Origin of the sequence: Psychrobacter sp. DAB_AL43B (assembly GCF_900168255.1) — a bacterium.
GTDB lineage: Bacteria > Pseudomonadota > Gammaproteobacteria > Pseudomonadales > Moraxellaceae > Psychrobacter.
This window is the reverse complement of sequence record NZ_LT799838.1, coordinates 1,131,447-1,156,021: the sequence shown is the minus strand read 5'-3', so window position 1 is coordinate 1,156,021 and position 24,575 is coordinate 1,131,447. Positions and strand designations below refer to the sequence as shown.

The window sequence follows — 24,575 nt, the reverse complement described above, 5'->3', positions numbered from 1 at the left end:
TATCATTTTTAATATAAAATATCTACTTAGTAAGATATTTATTGTAGCGCCCTTAAGAACCCAAGTAAGGCCTTCTCTTCACAGCTTTGATACTGTTTGGTGCGTCCGCGCCGCGCTTGTTTATAGGTTGCAAAAAACTGTCCTACCAAAAATCGCTCAATAATAATAGGATTGATATAAGAGGCTCGGCAGACTGCAGGCGTATTGCCAAGCTCCTCTGCTACCTCTTTGACCATATCAGTGACCAACTGCTGGCGTTCTTTACTATCAGGCGTACTGGCTAAAATCACTTTGCCAGACTTGGTTTGCAACTCATCATAAAGATAACTGGCAGCCAGCACACTTGCCATCCATGTACGAAAATCCTTTGCGCTGTATAAATTGCCGTTATACATTTTACTCTCACAATCATTATCGCCAGTATGCTTGCGTATGTATTCATTGATATCGGCGCTATCAACCAGTTGCTTATTACCCCTCTCATCCAAATATTTGAAAATCTCATAACCGGGTAACTCAGAACAGGCTTGTACAATCTCAATCAAGCGCTCATCTTGCAGCTCTATATGATGCGCTTTAGCACTTTTACCGACAAAATCAAACGCCAGCCCATTATCCGTCTCGCTCACGTGCTTGCTTCTCAGTGTACTCAAACCGTAGCTTTTATTGAGTTTTGCATAGCGGCTATTGCCGATACGGATCAAGGTGGTTTCTAGCAGTTTGACCACCGCCGCAAGCACATTATCGCGTGATAACGGTGTCGCTTCTAAATCTTTTTCAACCTGCGCGCGTAGATTTGGCAACGCTTCGGCAAAACCTATCATGGCATGAAATTTGGCTTGGTCACGTACGCGATCCCATTCTGCATGATACAAGTATTGTTTGCGGGCTTTATCATCACGACCTGTCGATTGTAGATGTCCTTTGTCATCTTGGCATATCCAAACCTCTGACCACATCGGTGGAATCACGAGAGCATCAAAACGCTGGCGCAGAACCTTATCCTTTACTGTTTTTCCAGTGGCGTCTCGATAGGTAAAGCCGCGCCCCCAACGTCTGCGCCCATAACCAGGCTCATCGTCGTTTACATAGCGCAAATTTGCTAGGCTAGCTAGGTGCTCATAATCATGGCGCACATCTTGGATTATTGTCTGCTGATTTGCCTTAACCATAACGATACTCGTTTGATAACATAGTTGTTTTAGCATAATTAACTACGGCAATTATTGCTGTGTGTTTGCCATGGATAAAGTGTAATCCTGTGTAAAATAAACCGATAAAAGCCTTGTGGATTTTAGCCGCTAAGGCATAATTTAAGATAAATTTACTAAAGGCACCGCTAATATGACAAACCCCAATCCTATGAACATAACCAATAGCTCCTTAAAAATAATGCCGTTATCTGCCGATGACTATGAACTTTGGCTCCGCTTATGGCAAAGCTATCTGACTTTTTATGAGAGCAGCTTGCCATTAGAAACTACGAATGCAACGTGGAACAATGTGCTCGATAGCAATGTACCTATTTATGGGTTTGGGGCTTGGTTAGATGATGGCTTAGTGGGTTTTACGCATGTGGTGCTACATCCCAATACGTGGAATAACACTGAATGTTGCTACTTAGAGGACTTATACGTTAATGAATCAGTACGTGGAAAAGGCGTAGGACGTGCATTGATTCAGCATGTCTATGAATTTGCTAGTAAGAAAAACTGTAATCGTGTCTACTGGACAACTCAAGAAGGAAATACAGCGGCTCGCATACTTTATGATACGCTGGCTACGAAAACGGATATGGTGCAATACCGTAAAAACTTATAATGTATATCAGCTCCTTTATTATTCAAAATAAGACCTGAAATTAAAATAAAACACCCATAAAAAAACGCCAAGCATTTAATACTTGGCGTTTTTATAATTCATATCAGTGTAAGCTAAAAAACTATTCACCATAAGTACATAAGTAAGCCGTTTCTACATCAACTGTGACTTGGAATTTTTGATTGGCTTCAATGGTAAATTGCTCACCAGCATTAAAGGTCTGCCAAGCATCACTTTCTGGCAGCTTTACCGTCAAAGCACCACTAACGACTGTCATGGTTTCAAACTCGCTGGTACCAAATTCATACTCACCAACTTCCATAACACCGACGGTCGCGGGTTTGGTTGCCGTTTGAAAGGCAATAGAAGTCACTTTATTATCAAAATAATGATTAACGCTTGGCATAATTTTCCTTAATTAGATATTAGTTACTATTCAAAACCGTCTTTACAATCCCGCTTTTAGGCTGGCTTCGATAAATTGATCGAGGTCGCCATCTAATACAGCACCGGTGTTAAAAGTCTCGACGCCAGTACGTAAGTCTTTGATACGAGAGTCATCCAATACATAAGAGCGAATTTGACTGCCCCAACCGACGTCAGACTTGCCATCTTCGACCGCTTGTTGAGACTCCATCCTCTTTTGCATCTCAAGCTCATAAAGCTTCGCACGTAGCATCTTCATTGCCGTTGCTTTGTTACCATGCTGGCTGCGCTCGTTCTGACAAGTCACAACGACGCCAGTCGGTTCGTGCGTAATACGTACCGCAGAATCGGTAGTATTTACGTGCTGACCACCAGCCCCCGATGAGCGATAAGTATCAATGCGCAAATCTGCTGGATTGATATCAATCTCAACATTATCGTCGATTTCAGGTGACACAAATACCGCGGCAAATGAGGTATGACGACCATTATTACTATCAAATGGTGATTTACGTACAAGACGATGCACGCCTATTTCGGTACGTAACCAACCAAAGGCATAATCGCCCTTAATCTCAATAGTTGCTGACTTGATACCAGCGACACTGCCAGCGGACACTTCAATAACGTCCACTTTAAAGCCATGTGCTTCTGCCCAGCGCGTATACATGCGCAGCAGCATTTCTGCCCAGTCTTGCGCTTCAGTACCGCCACTGCCTGATTGGATATCCAAGTAACAGTTATTTGGGTCCATCTCACCGCTAAACATCCGGCGGAATTCTAAATCCGCTACACGTTTTTCAGCATTGTCGAGCTCGGCTTGTACATCAGTAAGTAATGACTCGTCTTCTGCCTCTACTGCCAGCTCCAACATTGCAGACGCATCTTCCAATGTGGTTTCAAGCGACACCACCACATCAATGACCCCATCAAGCAGGCTTTTTTCTTTATTAATTTTGGTCGCACGCTCAGGATCGTTCCATAGCTCGGGGTTTTCTAGTTCCAAATTGACTTCTTCTAAGCGTTCTTGCTTACCATCGAAGTCAAAGATACCTCCGCAAGTCCTGCCCACGCTCTGATAAATCTTTAATTCTTTCTTGATACGGATTGATTTCCATAAGTGTTCCTGTGTGTTTTGAAAAATACGGTGGCGCTATTTTAAATGAGATTTGCATAAAATGTTTGGTTAATTCTCGCTACTATTTTAGCAACTATTTTATCAAATCGACCAATCTTCTACTGCCCAGCGATGGGCAAGTGCATGTGCATGTAGCGCATCATCGGGAGAAACACAAATAGCCACATCCGCCCATTCAAGTAATGGAAGATCATTTTTGGAATCAGAATAAGCATAGGTTTTATCATATTGCAATCCTGAGGCTTGCTGCTTATCTAGCCATTTATCCAAATGATAAATCTTACCCTCTTTGAAATTTGGCTTATCGGTTAATTTACCGGTATAGCGCTCGTCTTTTATCTCAAGCGGCGTCGATAACACATTGGCATCTTCAATACCAAAACGTTTAGCGATAGCAGAAACCACAAAGTCATTGGTCGCAGAGATAATTACCACATCGTGACCCTGTTCAATATGCTGACACAATACTTCCATCGCTTTTGGACGGATATGCGGCTCGATTTCACTTTTAATATAATCTTCTCGTAGCTCGTGTAGTCTATCCATCGGTAGGCTGCTTAAGAATTGCGCGACAAACTCGTTATATTCAGTCGCATCAAGCGTGCCTTCGATATAATCGTTATAAAACTTCTGATTGGCAGTACGATACTCGGCTTCATCGACAAGGTTATGCTTGACGATATATTCGCCCCATAAATAGTCGCTATCGACATCGAGCAAGGTATGGTCTAAATCAAATAACGCTAACGTGCGTGAAGTTGGCTGGCTGTCGATGCTTGGCGTGCTCATAATAAAATACTCATTAAGGATAATTGATGATGATTAATAGGGTTTTATTCTGGTTGCTCAATCTCTTTTAGACCGGTTTGAAATTTCTGACAACGCTCTGCATAATGCAGCGCTGACAGTTTCAGCATTGCTGCCTGCTCATCCGTCAATGTTTTGACCACTTTTGCAGGAGCGCCCATGACCAGCGAATTATCTGGAATTTCTTTGCCTTCAGTGACCAAAGCTTTGGCACCTATGATACAGTTTTTCCCGATTTTGGCATTATTTAAGACCACCGCACCAATACCAATTAAGCTATTATCGCCGACTTCACAGCCATGCAGCATTGCCAAGTGACCAATAGTGACATAGTTACCAATCTTGACTTCAATACCCGCATCGGTATGAATCACGCTGTTTTCTTGTACATTACTGTAGTCACCAATATGGATACGCTCATTGTCACCGCGAATGACTGCGCCAAACCAAACGCTGGCTTGATGACCCAAATACACATCGCCAATGACTCGTGCGGAGTCTGCCACCCACCCGTTAAAAGGTACAGCGAATTCAGGTGCTTTGTCTAAATATTGATAAATCATAATCCATCCTTGATGAGTTCTATTCAGTTGTTATTATTCGTAAATATAGTTGGCACTGATGTCGGCTATAAAACTGATCTATAAATATTTTCGTGCATGATGTAGGAGCAAGCATTTATAGTATAATGCCATTTCTCTTCATCCGCTCTACCAAACTCTCTTTAGGATTGCCGCAATGATCAGCAAAAACGCTTCCGCTATCATTTTATTACCCAGTAGTTTTTTATTATCGAGCAGCTTGCTTGTTGCTATGCCAGCCAATGCCAATAGTAGCGATAATATCGACAAGGCAGGCGACATTCTATCTTTCGCCATACCAGCAGTTGCTTACGGTAGCACTTATTATATGGATGATAAAGAGGGACGAGAGCAATTTTATTATTCATTTGCAACCAATGTTGCAGCGACTTATGCCTTAAAATCCGTGATTGATAAAGAGCGACCAGATGGCAGCGATGATAACGCTTATCCATCCGGCCATACTTCAAGGGCGTTCCAAGGAGCTAGCTTTATTCATAAGCGCTATGGGCTAAAATATAGTGTTCCCGCCTATATTGGCGCGGGCTTTGTTGCCTATAGCCGTGTCGAAGCCGATGAACATGATGCCATTGATGTATTAGCGGGAGCCGCTTTGGGTGTTGCCAGCAGTATGTATCTGACAAAAAGCTATCAAGATGACCAACTACATATCGCCACCAATCTCTCTCCAGACTATTATGGTTTATCGGTACATTATAATTTTTGATAAATAAATTTTGTTAGCTAGAAATTAAGACGCATTTAGGCTTTATCTGAATATTATTCACCATACTTATCCTTAAGGTGCTAGCCCTTAACGCAAAACTCTAGTATAATGCGCAAAATCTGTGCCAAAGCGAGCGGACATGATGTAAGTTACTTATTCACCCCTTAGTGAATCCTGTACCTTTTCATCTATGATGTCTTCTCGCTTTTTTGTGGAAAAATTTTGGCGCTGTCTCTTTTATTATGATTATTTAGCCGCAGTTAAATAGCAATAATCAAAAAAGCAGCGCTTTATTTTAACCAAAAAATCAGCACAGCACTCACTAATAACAGCGGAGGCAACCCTTGAATTCATCGACAGAAATACAAGCAGTTTTGGCACTAGCGGACGGTACGATTTTTCATGGAATTAGTATCGGCAGCCTCGGTCATCGTGTCGGTGAGGTGGTTTTTAATACAGCCATGACAGGGTATCAAGAAATCCTAACCGACCCAAGTTATGCTCGTCAGTTAGTAACCCTCACCTATCCGCATATCGGTAATACCGGCACCAATAGTGAAGACACAGAATCCAATACTGTTGATGTGAAGCGTCAAGTGTGGGCAGAAGGTCTTATCATTCGTGATGCAACATTGGTAACCTCTAACTTCCGTAACACTGAGCCTCTAACCGACTATTTACAGCGCAATGATACGGTTGCTATCGCTGAAATTGATACCCGTCAACTGACGCGTTTATTGCGCGATAAAGGCGCTCAAAACGGCTGTATTATGACTGCGTCAAACGGCGACACCATTAGTAAAGAGGATGAAGCCCAAGCCATTAAACTGGCACAAGAATTTGCTGGTATTGAAGGCATGGACTTGGCAAAAGAATGCTGTACGCCAACGACGTTTGAATGGACAACGGGAACGTGGGAATTATCGGATACCCTACTTAACCGTAATGTGACCGGTAGCCATGACAGCGGCACGGGTGGCTTTTTTAAACAGCTTGGTACTCATATCGATAAAAAATTCAATGTCGTGGCTTATGACTTTGGCGTAAAAACCAACCTACTGCGTCTGTTAGTTGATAGAGGCTGTCATGTGACTGTTGTACCAGCACAAACCCCTATCGCTGATGTGCTCGCGATGAATCCAGATGGTATTTTCTTATCTAATGGTCCTGGCGATCCAGCCACTTGTGATTATGCCATCGAAGCGGTACGTCACATCATTGAAGAAACAAGTATTCCAACCTTTGGTATTTGTTTAGGTCATCAGCTGATTGGTCTTGCCAGCGGCGCAAAAACGATCAAAATGAAAACCGGTCATCATGGTGCTAACCATCCGGTACAAGATTTGGCGACAGGAAAAGTATTAATCACCAGTCAAAATCATAGCTTTGCCGTTGACGAAAATACACTGCCTGAGCATATTAAATCAACCCATCGCTCATTATTTGATGGCACTAACCAAGGTATGGAGCTGACCAATAAGCCAGTATTTAGCTTCCAAGGTCACCCTGAAGCCAGCCCTGGTCCTCATGAAGCTGCAGCATTATTTGATAAATTTGCAGATATGATGGCAGCGGCTAAAGCATAAGTTGTTAAGTAGCTTTTAAGTATAAGTAATTAACAATAAGTAGTTATTCGTTATAAAGCTTGAATCACTAATGGTGGTTTAAGCTGACCCACGTAAAATACGATAGTATTTATTCAAATATAGATTTAGTAAAATATAGCTTTATTCAAATACCGTTTTATCCGAATTATAAATCAATTAAAACATCATACTAACGAAGGTAGCCCTAACTATGCCAAAACGTACCGACATAAAAAGCATTCTTATCATTGGCGCAGGCCCTATCGTCATCGGTCAAGCGTGCGAGTTTGACTACTCAGGTGCCCAAGCCTGTAAAGCATTAAAAGAAGAAGGCTACCGCGTCATCTTGGTCAACTCAAACCCTGCAACCATCATGACTGACCCAGCTATGGCAGATGCCACTTACATCGAGCCGATTACTTGGCAGACGGTTGAGCAAATTATTGCCAAAGAACGTCCTGATGCCATCTTGCCAACGATGGGCGGACAAACCGCTCTAAACTGTGCGTTAGAGCTAGACAAGCATGGCGTATTAACTAAATATAATTGTGAACTTATTGGCGCGACCAAAGACTCAATCGAGATGGCAGAAGATCGCAACTTATTTGATAAAGCCATGAAGCGTATCGGCCTTGAATGTCCACGCGCTGAAACTGCTGAGACCATGGAACAAGCGTTTGCTACCCAAGAAAAAATGGGCTATCCGTGTATCATTCGTCCGTCATTCACTATGGGTGGTTCAGGTGGTGGTATCGCCTATAACCGCGATGAATTTATCGAGATTTGTGAGCGCGGTTTTGACTTATCACCAAACCATCAATTGCTTATAGATGAATCATTAATCGGTTGGAAAGAGTATGAGATGGAAGTGGTTCGTGACAAAAACGATAACTGCATTATCATCTGCTCTATTGAAAACTTTGACCCGATGGGCGTGCATACTGGCGATTCAATTACCGTTGCCCCTGCGCAAACTTTGACTGACAAAGAATATCAAATCATGCGTAATGCTTCATTGGCAGTACTGCGCGAGATTGGTGTCGAAACGGGCGGTTCAAACGTACAGTTTGGTATCCATCCTGATACCGGTCGTATGGTCGTTATCGAGATGAACCCACGTGTATCACGCTCATCAGCATTGGCATCAAAAGCGACTGGCTTCCCTATTGCTAAAATCGCAGCTAAACTGGCGGTTGGTTATACGCTTGATGAATTGCAAAATGACATCACTGGTGGCAAAACGCCAGCAAGCTTTGAGCCGACTATTGATTATGTCGTTACTAAAATTCCACGTTTTAACTTTGAGAAATTTCCACAAGCGGATAATGTTTTATCAACGCAAATGAAGTCGGTTGGTGAAGTCATGGCTATCGGCCGTAACTTCCAAGAGTCGATGCAAAAAGCCTTGCGCGGCATGGAAACAGGCAATGATGGTTTTGATGAGCAAATTGACTTATCAAAAGTAAGCATTGAAAAGGCACGCAGCGAAATTACCAATCGCTTGACCATCCCAACCCCTGAGCGCATCTATTATATTGCTGATGCTTTCCGTATTGGTATGAGCGTCGATGAGGTATTCAATCTAACCAAAATCGACCCATGGTTCTTGGTGCAAATTGAAGATATCGTGAAAACCGAAGCTCAAGTTAAAGCATTAGGCTTTGGTGGTTTAACTGAAAAGAACTTACGTAGCTTTAAGCGTAAAGGTTTATCAGATTTGCGTTTGGCGAAATTGCTTGGCGTCTCACAAAAGCAGCTACGTAAAAAACGTTGGGACTTAAACGTTTATCCCGTTTATAAGCGCGTCGATACTTGTGCCGCAGAGTTTGCGACCAGCACCGCTTATATGTACTCAACATACGATAGCGAATGTGAAGCCAATCCAACGAATAACAAGAAAATCATGGTTATCGGTGGTGGTCCTAACCGTATTGGTCAAGGTATCGAGTTTGACTATTGCTGTGTACACGCGGCTCTTGCGATGCGCGAAGACGGCTACGAGACCATCATGGTTAACTGTAATCCTGAAACCGTTTCGACCGATTATGATACTTCTGACCGCCTCTACTTTGAGCCAATCACGCTTGAAGACGTGTTAGAAATTGTCCGTATCGAAAATCCTGATGGCGTGATTGTACAGTTTGGTGGTCAAACACCATTGAAACTAGCACGCGCTCTTGAAGCTGCTGGCGTCAAAATCATTGGTACTAGCCCAGATGCGATTGACCGCGCTGAAGATCGCGAACGCTTCCAGCATATGATTCAGCAGTTAAACCTTGTGCAACCAACCAATGCCTTGGCGACGAGCTTAGAAGATGGTTTGGTGAAAGCAAAAGACGTTGGTTATCCGCTAGTTGTACGTCCATCGTATGTACTCGGTGGTCGCGCGATGGAAATCGTCTATAACGAAGATGAGCTAAGACATTATCTACGTACTGCGGTACAAGCGTCAAATGAAGCACCAGTACTATTAGATCGCTTCTTAGACGATGCTATTGAAGTCGATGTCGATTGTGTTAGCGACGGTACAGACGTCGTGATTGGCGGTATCATGCAGCATATCGAACAAGCTGGTGTTCACTCTGGTGACTCAGCCTGTTCATTGCCACCTTACTCGCTATCTGATGAGCTATGCGATGTGATGCGTGCGCAAACTGTCGCTATGGCAAAAGAGCTTGGCGTGATCGGTTTGATGAACGTTCAGTTTGCCGTAAAAGGTGAAACGGTTTATATCTTAGAAGTCAATCCACGTGCTGCGCGTACCATACCTTTTGTTTCTAAATGTATTGGTATCTCATTAGCGCAAATCGCAGCGCGCTGTATGGCTGGCACGTCGCTAAAAGACCAAGGCTTTACCACTGAAATCGTTCCTTCATTTTTTGCAGTCAAAGAAGCGGTCTTCCCATTTGCTAAATTCCCGGGTGTTGACCCAATCTTGAGCCCTGAGATGAAATCAACCGGTGAAGTAATGGGCGTTGGCAAAACCTTTGGCGAAGCTTTTTATAAAGCCGTTATCGGTAGTAATGAGCGTCTGCCAGGTTTACCAACCGAAGGCGAAACCAAAACGGTCTTTATTTCTGTACGTGATAGCGATAAAGAGCAAGTTGCGCCTATCGCTCGTCAATTAATCGACTTTGGTTTTAATATTGTTGCCACTACAGGTACACAAAAAGTATTGGCTGAAAACGGTATTGAGTGTAAGCAAATTAATAAAGTCACCGAAGGTCGCCCGCATATCGTTGATGCCTTAAAAAATGGCAAAATCGATATGATTATCAACACCACCGAAGGCAAGCAGGCACAAGAGGATTCATTCTCTATCCGCCGTAGTGCGCTACAAGGTAAAGTATTCTACGTCACCACTTTAGGTGCGGCAGATGCGGTTTGTAAATCTTATGCGATTGACTTGCCATTTGAGGTGTATAAACTGCAAGATTTACACGAGCAAGCAAAGTCTATTGTTTAGCTCTATTGACTTGGCTGAAGAATTTCAGTAGATTAAGCATAACAGATAGGCTTACCTAAAAGCTTATTCAAGCATTGCTCATTGTCTGACATGACAGCAACGCTTGAAAAAAATACTTTTAAAATGATAGACCTAAAAAGCATAGTGGCTAAACTGCGACTATGCTTTTTATTACGTAAGCTTAAGTGTGCATATTGTTGAATTGAGGTGAAATAACCTCATAAATGATAGCCAACTTACTTATTACGCAGTCTTAACCATTACTCTTTTTATATTTTATACCCATTGCAACAACACTGACACCATCTCCCTATTCACTAAGAGTAGGAGATGGTGCCCGTGTTATTGGTTTAAGGAAAAAACATGCAACGTTACCCCATGACTCCGCAAGGACATGCCGCTTTAGAAGCTGAATTAAAACAGTTAAAAAGTGTCGACCGTCCACGCATCACCGCTTCTATTGCTGAAGCACGCGAACACGGCGATTTAAAAGAAAACGCTGAATACCATGCTGCTCGTGAACAGCAAGGCTTTTGTGAAGCCCGTATTCGTGATATCGAAGCCAAGCTTGGCGGCGCACAAGTTATTGATCCTACGACGTTACCAAAAGATGGCCGTGTAATATTCGGCGTCAGCGTCGTTATCGAAAACATGGACACTGAAGAAGAAAAACAATACAAAATCGTTGGTGATGACGAAGCGGATTTTAAAGCCGGTAAAATCTCTGTTAATTCACCAATCGCTCGTGGCTTAATTGGTAAATCTGAAGGCGATGAAGCCCGTATTGAAACCCCAAAAGGCGTAGTCGAATACGAAATCATGAAAGTCATCTACGATTAATATAGTTGTCTTTTGTAGTGAGTCAAATAGTAATTTTCTTAAGAATTAGATAAAGTAAAACACACAAAAGTCATTGTTTATAGAAGAGCAGTTACACAACGCTGCTTTTCTACCTAACTCATTTTAGCGCATAATTGTTGGGTTGAAATAACTAAGCACATGCTTAGTTATTAATTAAAATAATGACGGATAAATCAATAATTTAATAGATAGCCTTTATCGTTTGGCTGTCTATTATTATCAGTATTGTTGCCCTTGTTATTTGACCTGCCCTGTAGCGTCAATTAACGAGGGTTTTCTTATTTAAGCGCTCTCCATTTTTGTTTTACTTATTATAATTTTAAAGGACTTTATTATGACTATCACTACTAATTATTCATCACGTTTGAGTCAAAAAATAGCGACATTCACGGCAGTATCCGCACTGTTGGCAGGTACTGTTATGGCTATGTCTGCTGCCAATGCCGCTACCGAGGTGACCGTTCTACCATCGACAGGCGGTAGTACCACCGTGGTCGAGCAGTATTCTGATGGTAAAACGGCTGTTATCACCGCTACGCCTAATAGCATTGGTATGCAAGATGGCATGCCGTTTGCTGTGACGCAGGTGACCAATGTACCGCGCTACGTGGTTCGCCAAGACAATGTTAATACTATCGTTACTCAAGGTAGTGCGACTGTCACTAGCGTACCGGTGACCAATCAAATTACCAATCAAAGCAGTCGTGTTGATGTCATCGCTGGGCCGACTAGCACTGTCACCCAAGTATTGCCAATGACTCAAGTACTGCCTGTTACCACAGCGACCCAGTTGCCAGTCATTAATACTTCGGCCATTAATGCACCAGTGGTCACTAGCCCTGTAACCACGATTACCTCTATAGATACCTTACAGCTAAAACCAACTTTTAGTACGCCTGGCGTAGTCAACGCGCAAACTAAGGTTATGAAAATTCTCAAAAATAGTGATGGACGTGAAGTTGCAGTACCGGCTAACCATATCGCACCTGGTGATGTCATTGAGTATCATACCGTTTATACCAATACCACAGCGCAGCCAGTGACTGATATCAATGCCATGGTTTCTTTGCCAAATGGTGTGAAATTGGTATCGTTGAATAGTCCGCTACCAACACTTGCGACCACTGGTGGCGACAACTACCAAACCATTCAGCAAGTTGGCAATACGGTCATCGTTAAAGAGAATTACTCTGGTCTTAAATGGAACTTGGTAAACCTTGATCCAAATGCAGCTCAGACTGTCGTTATACGTGCCAAAGTTCAGTAAAACGAGATTTTAGAATACTATTATCTGATGGTTTCTAAAAATATTAAGAGGTCTTACAGGCTAACCCTTTAGTCTATAAGGCCTTTTTTTATATCCGTACCTTATTCCTTAACCACCACCATTTTGATATAGTATTTTTAATTCAAAACAAATATCCGGCTACTATTTGCATGTATAAACTTACTACTCACTATTCATTGGTTTTTATCATTTACGGCTGTATTTTAAGCGCTACATCTTGGGCTAAATCCGCCGAACCAGAATTTGACGATAGCTTTTATATGTCACAAATTTGTACTTCTTATATAACTAAGAACGATGTTGAATATTGCGATGATGGTTATATCCTTAAAAGCGAAACGTTAAATAATGGCGAAGTAATAGAGACCGTGCTTATGGATGGAATGGGTGGCTACGGTTGGAGTCATACTTCACTTAAAAAAATCGATAAATATATTTATCATGTTTATATCGGTTGTGGTAGTCCGTGCGGCACTAATATACTATTTGGTCTTGGCGGTAAAAAACAAAATTTTGACCTGTATTTTGATTTTGATGTGAAAAGTCGATGTACTGTTGAATATGATCATGACAAAAACTTATGGGTTGCCCGTCGTTTTTTTTCTGACAGAAAGATAATACTACCTTCAACTCATGGCAATAATAATTCTGCCATTTATCCTAACTACAATGTTGAGTTTAATGAAAAAGGTCGCTTGATTATTAAGCACTATTTTGAAGATGAAATAGTACAAACTTTGCCAAATCCTTGTATCTCTAGTTAACCCTAAAAATACATAAATTTGATGGCCATAGGCGACAACAGCTGTCGTTTAATCTCTCTATTTTCGCTATAATTACAATGACTTACCACTAATATTGCTAAAATAGTCTTTTATCAATGACATGGTAAGCAACGCTCATGGCAACCATCAATTATGAACGACTCCAAGGCAAGCTCAATATTTTAGCCGATGCCGCTAAGTATGATGTTTCCTGCTCATCATCGGCTGGCACGCGCAAAAATCAAGGCGGTGGTCTCGGTGATGCTTCAGCAACAGGCATTTGTCATAGCTATACCGAAGATGGGCGCTGTGTCAGTTTACTTAAAATCCTGCTGACTAATCATTGTATTTATGACTGTGCTTATTGCACCTCGCGTAAAAGCAATGACACCCCGCGCGCCGCTTTTAGCGTTGAGGAAGTCGTTGATCTAACCATGCAATTTTATCGTCGTAATTATATTGAAGGGCTATTTCTTAGCTCAGGTATATTTAAGAATGGCGACTATACGATGGAGCGCTTGGTCGAGGTTGCCAAGATACTGCGTACCCGTGAGCGTTTTAATGGGTATATCCATCTCAAAACCATTCCGGGCGCATCAAAAGAGTTGTTATTAGAAGCGGGATTATATGCTGATCGTTTAAGTGTCAATATTGAGATTCCGACCAAGTCAGGACTTGCGCTCCTTGCTCCAGAAAAATCCCATGAGCAATTAAAAGCACCGATGGAGACAGTAAAAGAAGAAATCATCACCATTCGTGAAAGCCGAAAGACCCATAAAAAAGCGCCGAAATTTGTGCCAGCAGGTCAAACCAGTCAGATGATTGTTGGCGCTAGTAACGAGACTGACTTGCAAGTGATTCAGCTATCGAGTCACTTTTATAAACAATATGATCTTAAGCGAGTTTACTATTCTGGCTATGTGCCGATGTTATCTGATGATCGCTTGCCAGCCATTGGCACGCCTGTGCCAATGGTACGCGAAAATCGCCTTTATCAAGCGGATTGGCTGATGCGTTTTTATGGTTTTGGTGCGCACGAAATTGTTGAACCAGAATCGCCATTTTTAGATTTGGACTGCGACCCAAAGCTGGCGTGGGCAATTCGCCATCGTGAGCATTTTCCGGTTAATATTCAAACCGCAAGCTATGAGATGATTGTCCGTATTCCCGGCATCGGTACGAAAACGGCTAAGAAAATTCTCAAAGCGCGTAAATTCAATCAATTGACGCTTTATCATCTAAAAAAGATGGGCGCTGCTGTCAATCGCGCTAAATACTTTATCGCTACGACCGGTAAAAACGAGCACCTTGCTCATTTAACCCGCAATAATTTCCGTCAATATGTTCTGGCACAAACGCAGACGAAATTTAAAGATCAACGTAGTGGGCAACTCGCTTTGTTTTAAAAAGCAAAATTATTGATGAAGTTAGCCATAATCATGAAGTTATCTTAGGACAAAAAATGTCGCCATCACTGTCAGAACTTGCCAAAAATCAAAATTATCAACTGGGGCAATTAACGCCCAGCGTCGTTCTTTATGAACCAAGTTTTGAAGGTTGGCTGAGTGCGGTGTTTTATGTTTACGCACACAAACTCCAAGACGATGAGGCACTTCAACTAACGGCACAAGATTGTTATGTGCCCTCATTAATTTCTCAATCGACCAGCGTTGCAACTAATGAAGATAAAGCTGAACGTGTACTGGTAAAGCTTAATAGCTTATTAGGTCGCTCAGGTATGCGCAACATACTGTGGGGGTTTTTATCCGAAAAAGACAATATCGGTACTACTTTATTTCAGGTAATAAAATATGCCATCGATTATCCTAATCGCCTTATTATGGACGATTTGGGTAATCTCAATATATTAGAGCTAGTACAAACGGTCAAGTCTGTTGGTCGTGAAAAACACCGTATGGAAGCGTTTGTGCGCTTTGAGCATACGATTGATGATATTTACTTTGCCCGCGTAGAACCTGATTTAAATGTCTTACCATTGATTGGTGAGCATTTTCGCCAACGTTATCAAGATCAGCATTGGGCGATTTATGATATCAGTCGCGGGTTTGGTATTTATTATGACAAAAGTCAAAGCACATCCTCGTGCCCTGCTGCATTGCAAACTATTACGAACCTTGACGATGCAGTATTACGTAATCCTGCTAGTATCCATAGTGAAGATGAGCAGCGTTATCAGCGTTTTTGGCAAGGCTATTTTACCAACGTCAATATTAAGGAACGTAAAAACCCGCGCTTGCATAAGCAGTATCTGCCGCAGCGTTATTGGAAATACCTAAGCGAAAAGCAAGTATTGCCGAATGCCGAGCATCTACAAAAACATCGCTAATCGTTTTGATTGTTCAATTAAAGCCATCATGTATAACTCTCTTTAGAAAAACCAACTATCTAACCTTATCTTTTTATCTTGATGGTTGAGTTTTAGCAATTTTTAACTGACAATAGCAACTTGATCTTCTCAACCAGTGACCTACGCCAATATGAAAGTGATGCGCTTACTATCGTCTTTAAAGCATGATGAATCCGAGCGCGGTATTTTTCATCTTGGACGCGCATTGGTCAAAAATGAGCATACCTCAATCATTATCTCTAGTGCTGATGAAGACAATGATTTGGTCAGACGTTTAAAGCGTGATGGCAATCACTATCACCAGCTATATATGAATAAAAAGTCTTGGCTGTCATTGCTACAGGTCGCCCCGCTGCGTCGTCTCATCGAAAAATATGATCCTGATATTATTCATGTGCATTCGCGCACACCTGCATGGATATTACATTTAGCACTGCGCCGTGCGCGTGTTAAACGTCGACCAAAGCTGGTTTCGACGATGTATGGTTTTTATCCTATCAATAAATACTCACAAGCATTGCTCGATGTCGATACCATCATTACGGTGTCTGATAGTGTGACCGATTACCTTAAAAAAGGACTGCGCCGTGAAGACCTTGATCCTAAAGTGATTAAGCGTATCTATCGCGGTATTGATACCCGCCGTTACCCTTATCGACATAATCCATCTGTATATTGGTTAAGGTATACATTTGCTGAATATCCCGAGCTTGAGAACAAAAAATGGCTGGTATTCCCCACTATCATTGGCAAGGAGTATGGACAAGAATGGCTTATTGATATCTTGGGTAATTTAGAAGCAGATTTCCCTAATATTCACGTCATTATTATGGATGAGGATTATCGACCTGGTGATGTCGCACACGAGGACTTTCGCCAACGCAGCAATACGTTAGGATTTTCTGAACGCATCACCTATGTAGGCAGTAAACGTAATGACATGCGCGAGTGGTTATCAGCAGCCAATATCGTGTTGGCACTTGCTAACGAGCCTGAATCAATCGGTATTAATGCCCTGCAAGCCATTCATCTAGGTACGCCTGTGATTGGCTGGGATCAAGCCGCCTTTAGCGAGATTTTACAACCGCTTTATCCGCAAGGTTTAGTGAAAAAATACAATGCCAATGCGCTTTGTAAAGCAGTAAGAAACCAGTTAGAAAGCGTCACTCGTCCTGAGATGACCAATAAATTCACTATGCGTGAAATGATTGAAGAAACCCTTGCTGTTTACCAAAGTCTGTATGAAAAATCGCTAGCAGAAGGACAGGCACAAGCTGATGCGGCCGCCGTAAGAAGAGTTAAAAAAAGCCTTAAACCGACAATCAAACCTTTTGATAAGCCCTCTGAGCGTTTGGTTACTCAACAACCTAACACATCTATTGTTCTTAAAAAGAAAGCTATTGATAAAGGTACTGATTATAAAGTCAGTGACAAACCTGAGCGCACGCCAGTAACGGAACCTTTAAATCCTAAAATTGTTGCTACTGAAGATGCCGACCTTAAAAAAGAACCACCGAAACATCTTAACTCTTTAGTGCTAAAAGATAAAAAGCATGATGAGGAACTTTCAAATAGCGAGCTTCTCTAAGCTGCCCACTATTAGTATCCTTATGCCAAAAAAGCCTAACGTTTGACGCTAGGCTTTTTTTATTAACTTTGTCCGGTGTCCTGTCCTAAAACCACATATTCTTTATTAGAAAAAGTGGTTAGTTTTACGGTAAACCATCCTAGCTAATATCAGAACACCAGTATTTAGTCACGACATACTCTTCGATACCGTATTTCGAACCTTCACGACCGAATCCCGACTGTTTAACGCCACCAAACGGTGCCACTTCAGTAGAAATCAAACCAGTATTGTGACCAACCATGCCATACTCAAGACCTTCTGTCACCCGCCACGAGCGTGCAAAATCACTGCTATAGAAGTAAGCGGCAAGTCCATAAATGGTGTCATTGGCAGCACGAATAACGTCTTCTTCGCTTGAGAAAGTAAATATCGTTGCGATAGGACCAAAAATTTCTTCGCTGGCAATGTCCATGTCAGCATTCAGGTCAGTAATGATGGTCGGATTAAAACTGAGTGCTGAGGCGTCATTCTTATCACCACCAGTGATAATTTTTGCGCCTTTATCTAGCGCGTCTTTTAATAGCGCTTGAACCTTTTCTAAGCCGTCTTTATTGATGAGAGGTCCTATATCGACGCCGTCGTCCATGCCATTACCAACTTTAAGTTCCTTCACTTTTTTGACAAAAATATCTAAGAACTTATCTTTAATGCTGTCTTGAACATAGACGCGGTTAGCGCAAACACAGGTTTGACCAGCATTGCGATATTTGGAAGCAATCAAGCCATCAGCCGCCTTTTCCAAGTCAGCGTCATCAAATACAATAAATGGGGCGTTTCCACCTAGCTCTAACGACAGTTTTTTAATTGTCGGTGCACATTGCGCCATTAAGGTACGACCTACTTCTGTAGAGCCGGTAAACGATAGTTTTTGGATACGGGCATCACCGGTTAGAATTTTACCAATGACTGATGATTTACCGGTGACCACTTGGATGACACCCGCTGGAATACCCGCCTGCTCAGCCAATACGCCAAGTGCTAAAGCAGAAAATGGCGTTTCAGTGGCAGGCTTAATGATAATCGTACAGCCCGCTGCTAGTGCAGGCGCAGCTTTGCGAGTAATCATCGCGGCTGGGAAGTTCCATGGGGTAATCGCAGCGCAGACACCCACTGGCTGTTTTAAGACGACATAACGCAGCTGCGACTTGGTGGCAGGAATGACATCGCCGTAGACACGCTTACCTTCTTCTGCAAACCAGCGAATAAAGCTATTAGCATAGCCAATCTCACCACGCGACTCAGTCAATGGTTTACCTTGCTCAGCAGTCATAATAATAGCTAAATCTTCTTGATTCTCATCGATAAGATCCGCCCATTTTTGCAGCAGCTCTGCACGTTCTTGAGGCGTTTTTGCCGCCCATGTTACTTGCGCTTGATGAGAATACGTGACGGCATCATTAACATCTTGCTTGGTCAGGCTTGGAATAGTACCGATAATGTCACCATTAAAAGGATTGGTAACATCAATAGTGGCACTGTTATTATTGATGTCACTAGCATCATGCCAGCCGTCTTTAATGAAGCACTGTTGTTTGAGTAAATCTGGGTTTGATAGCTTTAACGTATTTTTTGGCGTGGTTTTTGACGTAGCTTTGGACATATTTTTTTGCATAGTAACGCTCCTTGGCGTTGATCTTATTTATAGTTATTAAAGTAGTTATCAATCAACCATTATTATAAGAAGCATCAGACGCCATTCGCAACCCTCACTAACACTTCTCTCACCATTCTAAGTTAAGCGTTACTATTATGACAATGTCTTTAAGAAGAACTCCTTTTATCTTTATCTTTCTACTTAACTTATGCACGTATAGTCAGTTCAAAATAAAAGCGATACGATTGTGAGAACGTGCTATTGGCTATAATTTTTTCTTGCTTACTGTTCGCAGGCGTGACAGAGGCTGCAAAAAATTTATAGCCAATAGCACTGTATCGTTTTTAAAATGAATCGACTATAACTGCTGGTTATGACTCAGATAAAACTTGGTGAGAAGTTACGAGAATGCTTGAATTCCTGTTTGGGCACGGCCTAAGATTAGCGCATGGATATCGTGTGTCCCTTCATAAGTATTAACCGCTTCTAAATTCATGACGTGGCGAATGACGTGATATTCATCAGAAATACCATTACCACCATGCATATCACGGGCAACGCGAGCAATCTCTAGCGCCTTTCCGCAGTTATTACGCTTAATCAGAGAAATCATCTCAGGCGTCGCTTTGTTATCATCCATCAAGCGTCCAACACGTAGCGCCGCTTGTAAACCAAGGGTAATCTCTGTTTGCATATTGGCAAGTTTTAACTGTACTAACTGGGTTGCTGCTAATGGACGGTCAAACTGAATGCGGTCAAGGGTATATTGACGAGCCGCTTTCCAGCAGAATTCAGCCGCACCCATCGAACCCCAGGCGATACCATAACGGGCTTTATTTAGACAGCCAAACGGGCCTTTTAGACCGCGTATATCTGGAAAAGCGTTGGTTTCAGGGACGAACACTTTATCCATCACAATCTCACCAGTGACTGAGGCGCGCAATGAGAACTTGCCCTCAATTTTCGGTGCTGATAAACCTTTCATACCTTTTTCTAAGACAAAACCTCGTATCTTACCCTCATCATCTTTTGCCCAAATAACAAACACATCAGCAATCGGACTATTGGTAATCCACATCTTATTACCAATCAGCTCATAACCTCCAGCAACTGCGCGTGCACGCGTCAACATCGAAGCAGGATCTGATCCTGAATCTGGCTCGGTCAAACCAAAACAGCCGACATATTCGCCAGTGGCAAGTTTAGGGAGATATTTTTCTTTCTGCTCTTCAGTGCCATACGCCCAAATTGGATGCATGACCAAGCTTGACTGCACACTCATCGCTGAACGGTAGCCTGAATCAACCGCCTCTATTTCCTTAGCAACCAGACCGTAAGCAACATGTGACCATCCTGCGCAGCCATAACCTTCAATCGTCATGCCAAGCAAGCCCATCTCACCCATCTGGCGCATAATATTGCGATCAAAGGTTTCATGGCGGTTGGCTTGTACGATACCGGGCATGAGCTCTTTTTGACAAAATTGCTGTGCGCTGTCGGTAATCATGCGCTCTTCGTCAGTCAATTGGTCGCGCAATAAGAAAGGATCTTCCCAGTCAAAGCTAGGGCTAGCATTGGTACGCAAAGTAATAGGGACAGACATGGTTCATTCCTTAGCTGATTTATATAGCTGTTTTGGTTTTATTAAATAAGCAAATATTAGAGCGGTTCATATTCAGCAGTTATAGCATCGTAAACCATAACCGAACCATTGGCATTAACCTTATAGCGATTACGAACATGACCAACGTCAGGATCGCCACCGCAGATTTCATCGTGAATTTCAATAGCGGCAAACTCCCAAGTTGTCGCTATGGTGTCATCATTGTTGCTCTCAGAACGAAACCCTAAACAGTCAAGGTTGCCAATTTCCTGCTCTTCTAGCACTGTTAATAGTGCATCAAGCGCCTTCTCCTCGGTAATACCCACCATTGCAGTCGATTTATTGTCGACTAAACCAACTGTTTGCTTTGATTCGGGCAGTGGATGACAAGCCGTCAGTAAGACGATTAAAATAAAACAAACGCTTGCTTTGAGGTGCTGCATATCTAACTCACTTAACTTTCTATTTCATTAAAGTAGTATTCGTTATTGTGGAAACACTTAACTATATGTGTATGATGAAAGATACTTAAAACAAGTTAAATAGGAAAGGATATAATTTTATCCCATGTAAAATTGACTTTAGTCACGACAAACCGATAGTCAAAAGCTATGATTTTAAAGAATAGGAGTGCTTATGCCGACTTTATACACAAGCCCATACCGAATAATTCCTCTGCTCGCCGTGTTATTACTAGGTTTAACAGCTTGCACACCAACAACGGATACCGTTAGCGATAACGACGTTGATAATACTAGTGAGGTCAAAGTCGATGAGCGCATGGCTACCGATATCTCGCCCTCTGGCTCTTTTACTGCCAATAGCCTTGATAATATAAAGATCGGTGCTACCTTTGACCCGCAGATATTAACGCAAAACACTGAAACTTTGGGCAACTGCTTCGGCGCACAAAGCCCCTCTCATCCTGCTGCCGACTACATGATTATCGATAATACGGTAGTTGAAATAAGTACGTGGAGCAAAGATATTTCATCGGCCTATGGTGTTACGACTGGTGATAGCCTTGATCAGCTCTATGCTAAGCATGACGGTCAATCACCTGAGGTCGAAGACAGTCCTTACGGCAATCCTAACGAAAATATTATCATTTACTATTGGTATAAAGAGAACAGTCAAAACAGTGAGCAAAGAGTTGGCACTAAATATCAAGTGGATAATGATATCGTAACTAGTATTAGTATTGGCCTTGAATCAGCGTTGAGGGTAAGAGAAGGCTGTTCATAAATTACTTACCCCAACTCATCAAACCTCAAATCAAATTTCATTAGATACTTACGCAAACGATCGCTGTCATTTGGACTTTTAAGCTTATCTCTTGAGTTAGCATATAAATAGCGTCCAGCCGTTGCTTGGTTCTTATGTTGGATACAAACCTCAATCACATACGCTAATTGCACCGCATCAAAGGGATCAATAGTTGCAAGAGTTCCTTCATCAAGATATTGATTTAGAATAATATGGCTACCTTGTTCTACCGTTTCTCTATTTAAAGCGGGTTTGGGCTCATTTCCACTTAGGCTATTTTGTGACTGTAGAATATTACTTATTGGTAGTAACCATAACTCTTTTAACCGCTCAATCTCCGCTTGCACATCCTCCACTCTAATAGCTTTACTTTCAGCAAGCGTAGTCAGCCGAATCATACTGGCGGTCAAATCGCGAAAGTTGCCTTGCCATGTCGCATCAGCACTCATGGCAAAGGATTCATACAGCTGCCGCGCATCTGGCGCAAAACGGTATTGCTGCTGCTGCTCACTGCCCAAACGTGCCAGCTCATAATCGATATTGGCAGGTAAATCCTCTAGTCTATCTTTCAGCGATGGCAAAAAAAATGTCCACGTATTGAGCCGTGCAAATAAGTCCGCACGAAACTCGCCATTGGCAACCGCTTGCCGCAAGTCTTTATTGGTTCCTGCCATTAGTTGAAACGAGACGTTAATCGGCGCATCACTACCTAGCGGATAAAAGCGCTGCTCCTCTAGTGCCGTTAATAACATTGCTTGCTCATCCAGTCCCAATTCACCAATTTCATCTAAGAATAATAAACCGTTATCCGCTGATTTGAGTAGGCCATCACGATTGCTCGCTGCACCCGTAAATGCGCCTTTGACATGACCAAACAGCACACTCATTGCCGTGTCACCACGCAAAGTGGCACAATTGACCTCGACGAATTTATTCAAAGCATATTTAGCTTGTGCCGTACTGTCGGATTTTATCTTTTTTAGGGCGTAGATTTGGCTTGCCAATTGCGACTTGCCTGCCCCTGTTGCTCCCATTAGAAGTATTGGTGCAGTTGAACGAGTGGCAACCTTTTCGATATCGGAGATGAGCTTTTGATAAGCAGCGTTTTGAGTGACAAGATTGGCTTGCAGGGTTTGCCAATGCTGTTGCTTTTCCGCCTCAAAGCGTGCACGTAAACCATCATAACGCGAGACATCTAAATCTATTATTTGATAGCGACCTTGCGGATCGGCTTGATCAGGTCTCGGACATGGAGAAGTTTGAAGTAAATCAGCAGGAATAAATCCTGCCTCTACCAATAAAAACCAGCAAATCTGCGCGACATGCGTACCCGTAGTCAGATGCAGTAAGTAGTCAGTGTTATCTTGAAAATCGAACGCTGCCGCGAAATCATACAGTTCGGCATAGACATCCGCAAAATCCCACGGACTAGATAACGAGACATGATGACCAATAACTTGTGTCTGCGGACTGACTTGTGCCACATCATCTTTGATAATCTTAAATAGTCGCTTGTCTCGGGTGCTATATAAAATATGCAGCTCATCAACCAGCAGCTCATCATGCAAACCCAAACTCACCGTAGGCCGCCAGCGTTGCCAACGCTTATCATTAAAGCCATTGTCTAAAGTCGTACCAAGAAAGCCGATGACGGCGGTTTTGTTATTCTGGTTTTTCTGGAGCATGAATTTCTCTTTATTATCTGTCAAGCAAATACTAATAACTATATCAACGCTGTGACTTTATCCATTTGATTAATTACTACTTTTAGCTAATCACCATTCCTTCATTCTTATCTTTAAAATCGTCTGTATTTATCAGCGATTGCTCGATAACCTCACTATAATCATTATCTAAATTAGCCTCTAGAGAATCATAACTAGACAATGCGGCAAAACTAACCCCTAATATACTTGGTAGCAATACACTAAATACGTAAGCTTTAGCACGTTTAACGGTCCAATCCTCGGTCAGTAATAGTTGGAATATTTTTACAATCACGGTCATTGTTATTGCAAAACTGATGATTATCGATGCTTTCGCCAGCCACGATACTGTAAATACTAATACCCATAAAATAATATTATAAAAATAGTTAAAGTATTTTTCTGGATTAGATAGCGCATAAAAAGCACATCCCATGACGAATACCCAAATCATTACGAGCATCATTATCAGGATATATATTTTCGGCCCTAGAGATGAATAAGGGTACAAACCTACTAGTAGTGAACCACTCATAAAGCTGGCAAACGTAGCTAATTTTATGAATCGCGCTGATAGTTTTATAGTCAGGGCAACTGCTACTGTCATAAAAAACAAGAGCACATATAGGATACTAAATATCTCACTTTGCATTATCAGCCCTGCGACTAATCCCAATAGAAACGCCATCATTAATCGTATACTTATCGACAATCGACTGATTAAATAGTGCATGCTGAACAAAGGCGATTTGAATGTTTTACTGGTATCTATCATATTTCAAATTTACTCGTTGTCAGTTATGAATATCATATTCATTGAAAGGCTCGTCAATATAATTATATATATTAAATTCTATGTAAATAGAATTATTTATAATTAAAATATCCAACCTATATTTCAAAAATATTCCTCCCTTTTAATTTTTTATATTCAAAATCAATA

General features: G+C 42.0%; 20 protein-coding genes and 1 pseudogene. 11 read left to right on the top strand and 10 right to left on the bottom strand.

Annotation, left to right across the window (positions count from 1 at the left end; all coding sequences use genetic code 11):
- Window positions 1–38 precede the first annotated feature (38 nt).
- Entirely contained in the window at window positions 39–1,172 is a 1,134-nt protein-coding gene (locus tag DABAL43B_RS05020; RefSeq protein ID WP_079691356.1) for a DNA topoisomerase IB, read from the bottom strand.
- 172 nt (window positions 1,173–1,344) lie between these two features.
- Between DABAL43B_RS05020 and DABAL43B_RS05015 the strand changes: the two genes are divergently transcribed.
- Complete coding sequence (locus DABAL43B_RS05015; protein ID WP_079691355.1) at window positions 1,345–1,821, top strand: GNAT family N-acetyltransferase; 477 nt, start codon at window positions 1,345–1,347, stop codon at window positions 1,819–1,821.
- A 121-nt stretch (window positions 1,822–1,942) separates the two neighbouring features.
- On the opposite strand, the gene DABAL43B_RS05010 is transcribed toward DABAL43B_RS05015, so the two are convergent.
- The 4 genes from DABAL43B_RS05010 to DABAL43B_RS04995 form a co-directional block, all read right to left on the bottom strand.
- The gene (locus tag DABAL43B_RS05010) at window positions 1,943–2,227 is read right to left on the bottom strand and encodes a pyrimidine/purine nucleoside phosphorylase (RefSeq protein WP_079691354.1); all 285 of its coding nucleotides are present in this window, start codon (window positions 2,225–2,227) and stop codon (window positions 1,943–1,945) included.
- A gap of 42 nt (window positions 2,228–2,269) precedes the next feature.
- Window positions 2,270–3,365 (bottom strand): peptide chain release factor 2 gene (gene prfB, locus DABAL43B_RS05005; protein WP_145952498.1). Its coding sequence is split into 2 segments (ribosomal slippage): window positions 2,270–3,292 and window positions 3,294–3,365, totalling 1,095 coding nucleotides; the frame shifts between segments, so codons are not numbered across the junction.
- 101 nt (window positions 3,366–3,466) lie between these two features.
- The gene (locus tag DABAL43B_RS05000; protein ID WP_079691352.1) at window positions 3,467–4,174 is read right to left on the bottom strand and encodes an HAD family hydrolase; all 708 of its coding nucleotides are present in this window, start codon (window positions 4,172–4,174) and stop codon (window positions 3,467–3,469) included.
- A gap of 44 nt (window positions 4,175–4,218) precedes the next feature.
- Window positions 4,219–4,755 carry a gamma carbonic anhydrase family protein gene (locus tag DABAL43B_RS04995; RefSeq protein WP_079691351.1) on the bottom strand — a complete coding sequence of 179 codons (537 nt, stop codon included), beginning with the start codon at window positions 4,753–4,755 and terminating at the stop codon, window positions 4,219–4,221.
- A 175-nt stretch (window positions 4,756–4,930) separates the two neighbouring features.
- On the opposite strand from DABAL43B_RS04995, the gene DABAL43B_RS04990 reads away from it, so the two are divergent.
- The 9 genes and pseudogenes from DABAL43B_RS04990 to DABAL43B_RS04950 all read left to right on the top strand — a co-directional run.
- Complete coding sequence (locus DABAL43B_RS04990) at window positions 4,931–5,500, top strand: phosphatase PAP2 family protein (RefSeq protein WP_079691350.1); 570 nt, start codon at window positions 4,931–4,933, stop codon at window positions 5,498–5,500.
- Window positions 5,501–5,844: 344 nt separating this feature from the next.
- Window positions 5,845–7,086: a glutamine-hydrolyzing carbamoyl-phosphate synthase small subunit gene (gene carA / locus DABAL43B_RS04985; RefSeq protein WP_079691349.1), complete on the top strand. Its 1,242-nt coding sequence runs from the start codon at window positions 5,845–5,847 to the stop codon at window positions 7,084–7,086.
- 211 nt (window positions 7,087–7,297) lie between these two features.
- Window positions 7,298–10,552 (top strand): carbamoyl-phosphate synthase large subunit, encoded by a 3,255-nt coding sequence (gene carB, locus DABAL43B_RS04980; RefSeq protein ID WP_079691348.1) that lies wholly within the window; start codon window positions 7,298–7,300, stop codon window positions 10,550–10,552.
- Between the two features lie 363 nt (window positions 10,553–10,915).
- Entirely contained in the window at window positions 10,916–11,392 is a 477-nt protein-coding gene (gene greA, locus DABAL43B_RS04975; RefSeq protein ID WP_079691347.1) for a transcription elongation factor GreA, read from the top strand.
- 355 nt (window positions 11,393–11,747) lie between these two features.
- The gene (locus DABAL43B_RS04970; RefSeq protein ID WP_079691346.1) at window positions 11,748–12,680 is read left to right on the top strand and encodes a hypothetical protein; all 933 of its coding nucleotides are present in this window, start codon (window positions 11,748–11,750) and stop codon (window positions 12,678–12,680) included.
- A gap of 170 nt (window positions 12,681–12,850) precedes the next feature.
- Window positions 12,851–13,465, top strand: coding sequence for a hypothetical protein (locus tag DABAL43B_RS04965; RefSeq protein WP_079691345.1), 615 nt, complete (start codon window positions 12,851–12,853; stop codon window positions 13,463–13,465).
- Window positions 13,466–13,602: 137 nt separating this feature from the next.
- Window positions 13,603–14,871 (top strand): putative DNA modification/repair radical SAM protein, encoded by a 1,269-nt coding sequence (locus DABAL43B_RS04960; RefSeq protein WP_079691344.1) that lies wholly within the window; start codon window positions 13,603–13,605, stop codon window positions 14,869–14,871.
- A gap of 56 nt (window positions 14,872–14,927) precedes the next feature.
- Complete coding sequence (locus DABAL43B_RS04955) at window positions 14,928–15,812, top strand: TIGR03915 family putative DNA repair protein (RefSeq protein WP_079691343.1); 885 nt, start codon at window positions 14,928–14,930, stop codon at window positions 15,810–15,812.
- Window positions 15,813–15,963: 151 nt separating this feature from the next.
- A pseudogene (locus DABAL43B_RS04950) lies at window positions 15,964–17,085 on the top strand (glycosyltransferase); the annotation flags it as partial.
- Window positions 17,086–17,560: 475 nt separating this feature from the next.
- Here DABAL43B_RS04950 and DABAL43B_RS04945 read toward each other — a convergent pair.
- The 3 genes from DABAL43B_RS04945 to DABAL43B_RS04935 all read right to left on the bottom strand — a co-directional run bounded on the left by DABAL43B_RS04945 (window position 17,561) and on the right by DABAL43B_RS04935 (window position 21,103).
- A complete protein-coding gene (locus tag DABAL43B_RS04945) occupies window positions 17,561–19,063 on the bottom strand; it encodes an NAD-dependent succinate-semialdehyde dehydrogenase (protein WP_079693039.1) in 1,503 nt (500 codons plus the stop codon).
- A 394-nt stretch (window positions 19,064–19,457) separates the two neighbouring features.
- Complete coding sequence (locus tag DABAL43B_RS04940; protein ID WP_079691342.1) at window positions 19,458–20,660, bottom strand: acyl-CoA dehydrogenase; 1,203 nt, start codon at window positions 20,658–20,660, stop codon at window positions 19,458–19,460.
- 56 nt (window positions 20,661–20,716) lie between these two features.
- Window positions 20,717–21,103: a hypothetical protein gene (locus DABAL43B_RS04935; protein WP_079691341.1), complete on the bottom strand. Its 387-nt coding sequence runs from the start codon at window positions 21,101–21,103 to the stop codon at window positions 20,717–20,719.
- Between the two features lie 193 nt (window positions 21,104–21,296).
- Here DABAL43B_RS04935 and DABAL43B_RS04930 point away from each other — a divergent pair, with 193 nt between their 5' ends.
- A complete protein-coding gene (locus tag DABAL43B_RS04930; RefSeq protein WP_079691340.1) occupies window positions 21,297–21,905 on the top strand; it encodes a hypothetical protein in 609 nt (202 codons plus the stop codon).
- A gap of 5 nt (window positions 21,906–21,910) precedes the next feature.
- On the opposite strand, the gene rtcR is transcribed toward DABAL43B_RS04930, so the two are convergent.
- Both rtcR and DABAL43B_RS04920 read right to left on the bottom strand, forming a co-directional pair.
- A complete protein-coding gene (gene rtcR, locus DABAL43B_RS04925) occupies window positions 21,911–23,611 on the bottom strand; it encodes an RNA repair transcriptional activator RtcR (protein ID WP_079691339.1) in 1,701 nt (566 codons plus the stop codon).
- 82 nt (window positions 23,612–23,693) lie between these two features.
- Entirely contained in the window at window positions 23,694–24,407 is a 714-nt protein-coding gene (locus tag DABAL43B_RS04920; RefSeq protein ID WP_145952497.1) for a hypothetical protein, read from the bottom strand.
- Between the last annotated feature and the right edge of the window lie 168 nt (window positions 24,408–24,575).

Coding starts and splice junctions, on each gene's coding strand:
- DABAL43B_RS05020 (WP_079691356.1), bottom strand. CDS start 1,172: ATGGTTAAGGCAAATCAGCAGACAATAATCCAAGATGTGCGCCATGAT.
- DABAL43B_RS05015 (WP_079691355.1), top strand. CDS start 1,345: ATGACAAACCCCAATCCTATGAACATAACCAATAGCTCCTTAAAAATA.
- DABAL43B_RS05010 (WP_079691354.1), bottom strand. CDS start 2,227: ATGCCAAGCGTTAATCATTATTTTGATAATAAAGTGACTTCTATTGCC.
- DABAL43B_RS05000 (WP_079691352.1), bottom strand. CDS start 4,174: ATGAGCACGCCAAGCATCGACAGCCAGCCAACTTCACGCACGTTAGCG.
- DABAL43B_RS04995 (WP_079691351.1), bottom strand. CDS start 4,755: ATGATTTATCAATATTTAGACAAAGCACCTGAATTCGCTGTACCTTTT.
- DABAL43B_RS04990 (WP_079691350.1), top strand. CDS start 4,931: ATGATCAGCAAAAACGCTTCCGCTATCATTTTATTACCCAGTAGTTTT.
- carB (WP_079691348.1), top strand. CDS start 7,298: ATGCCAAAACGTACCGACATAAAAAGCATTCTTATCATTGGCGCAGGC.
- greA (WP_079691347.1), top strand. CDS start 10,916: ATGCAACGTTACCCCATGACTCCGCAAGGACATGCCGCTTTAGAAGCT.
- DABAL43B_RS04970 (WP_079691346.1), top strand. CDS start 11,748: ATGACTATCACTACTAATTATTCATCACGTTTGAGTCAAAAAATAGCG.
- DABAL43B_RS04965 (WP_079691345.1), top strand. CDS start 12,851: ATGTATAAACTTACTACTCACTATTCATTGGTTTTTATCATTTACGGC.
- DABAL43B_RS04960 (WP_079691344.1), top strand. CDS start 13,603: ATGGCAACCATCAATTATGAACGACTCCAAGGCAAGCTCAATATTTTA.
- DABAL43B_RS04955 (WP_079691343.1), top strand. CDS start 14,928: ATGTCGCCATCACTGTCAGAACTTGCCAAAAATCAAAATTATCAACTG.
- DABAL43B_RS04945 (WP_079693039.1), bottom strand. CDS start 19,063: ATGTCCAAAGCTACGTCAAAAACCACGCCAAAAAATACGTTAAAGCTA.
- DABAL43B_RS04940 (WP_079691342.1), bottom strand. CDS start 20,660: ATGTCTGTCCCTATTACTTTGCGTACCAATGCTAGCCCTAGCTTTGAC.
- DABAL43B_RS04935 (WP_079691341.1), bottom strand. CDS start 21,103: ATGCAGCACCTCAAAGCAAGCGTTTGTTTTATTTTAATCGTCTTACTG.
- DABAL43B_RS04930 (WP_079691340.1), top strand. CDS start 21,297: ATGCCGACTTTATACACAAGCCCATACCGAATAATTCCTCTGCTCGCC.
- rtcR (WP_079691339.1), bottom strand. CDS start 23,611: ATGCTCCAGAAAAACCAGAATAACAAAACCGCCGTCATCGGCTTTCTT.
- DABAL43B_RS04920 (WP_145952497.1), bottom strand. CDS start 24,407: ATGATAGATACCAGTAAAACATTCAAATCGCCTTTGTTCAGCATGCAC.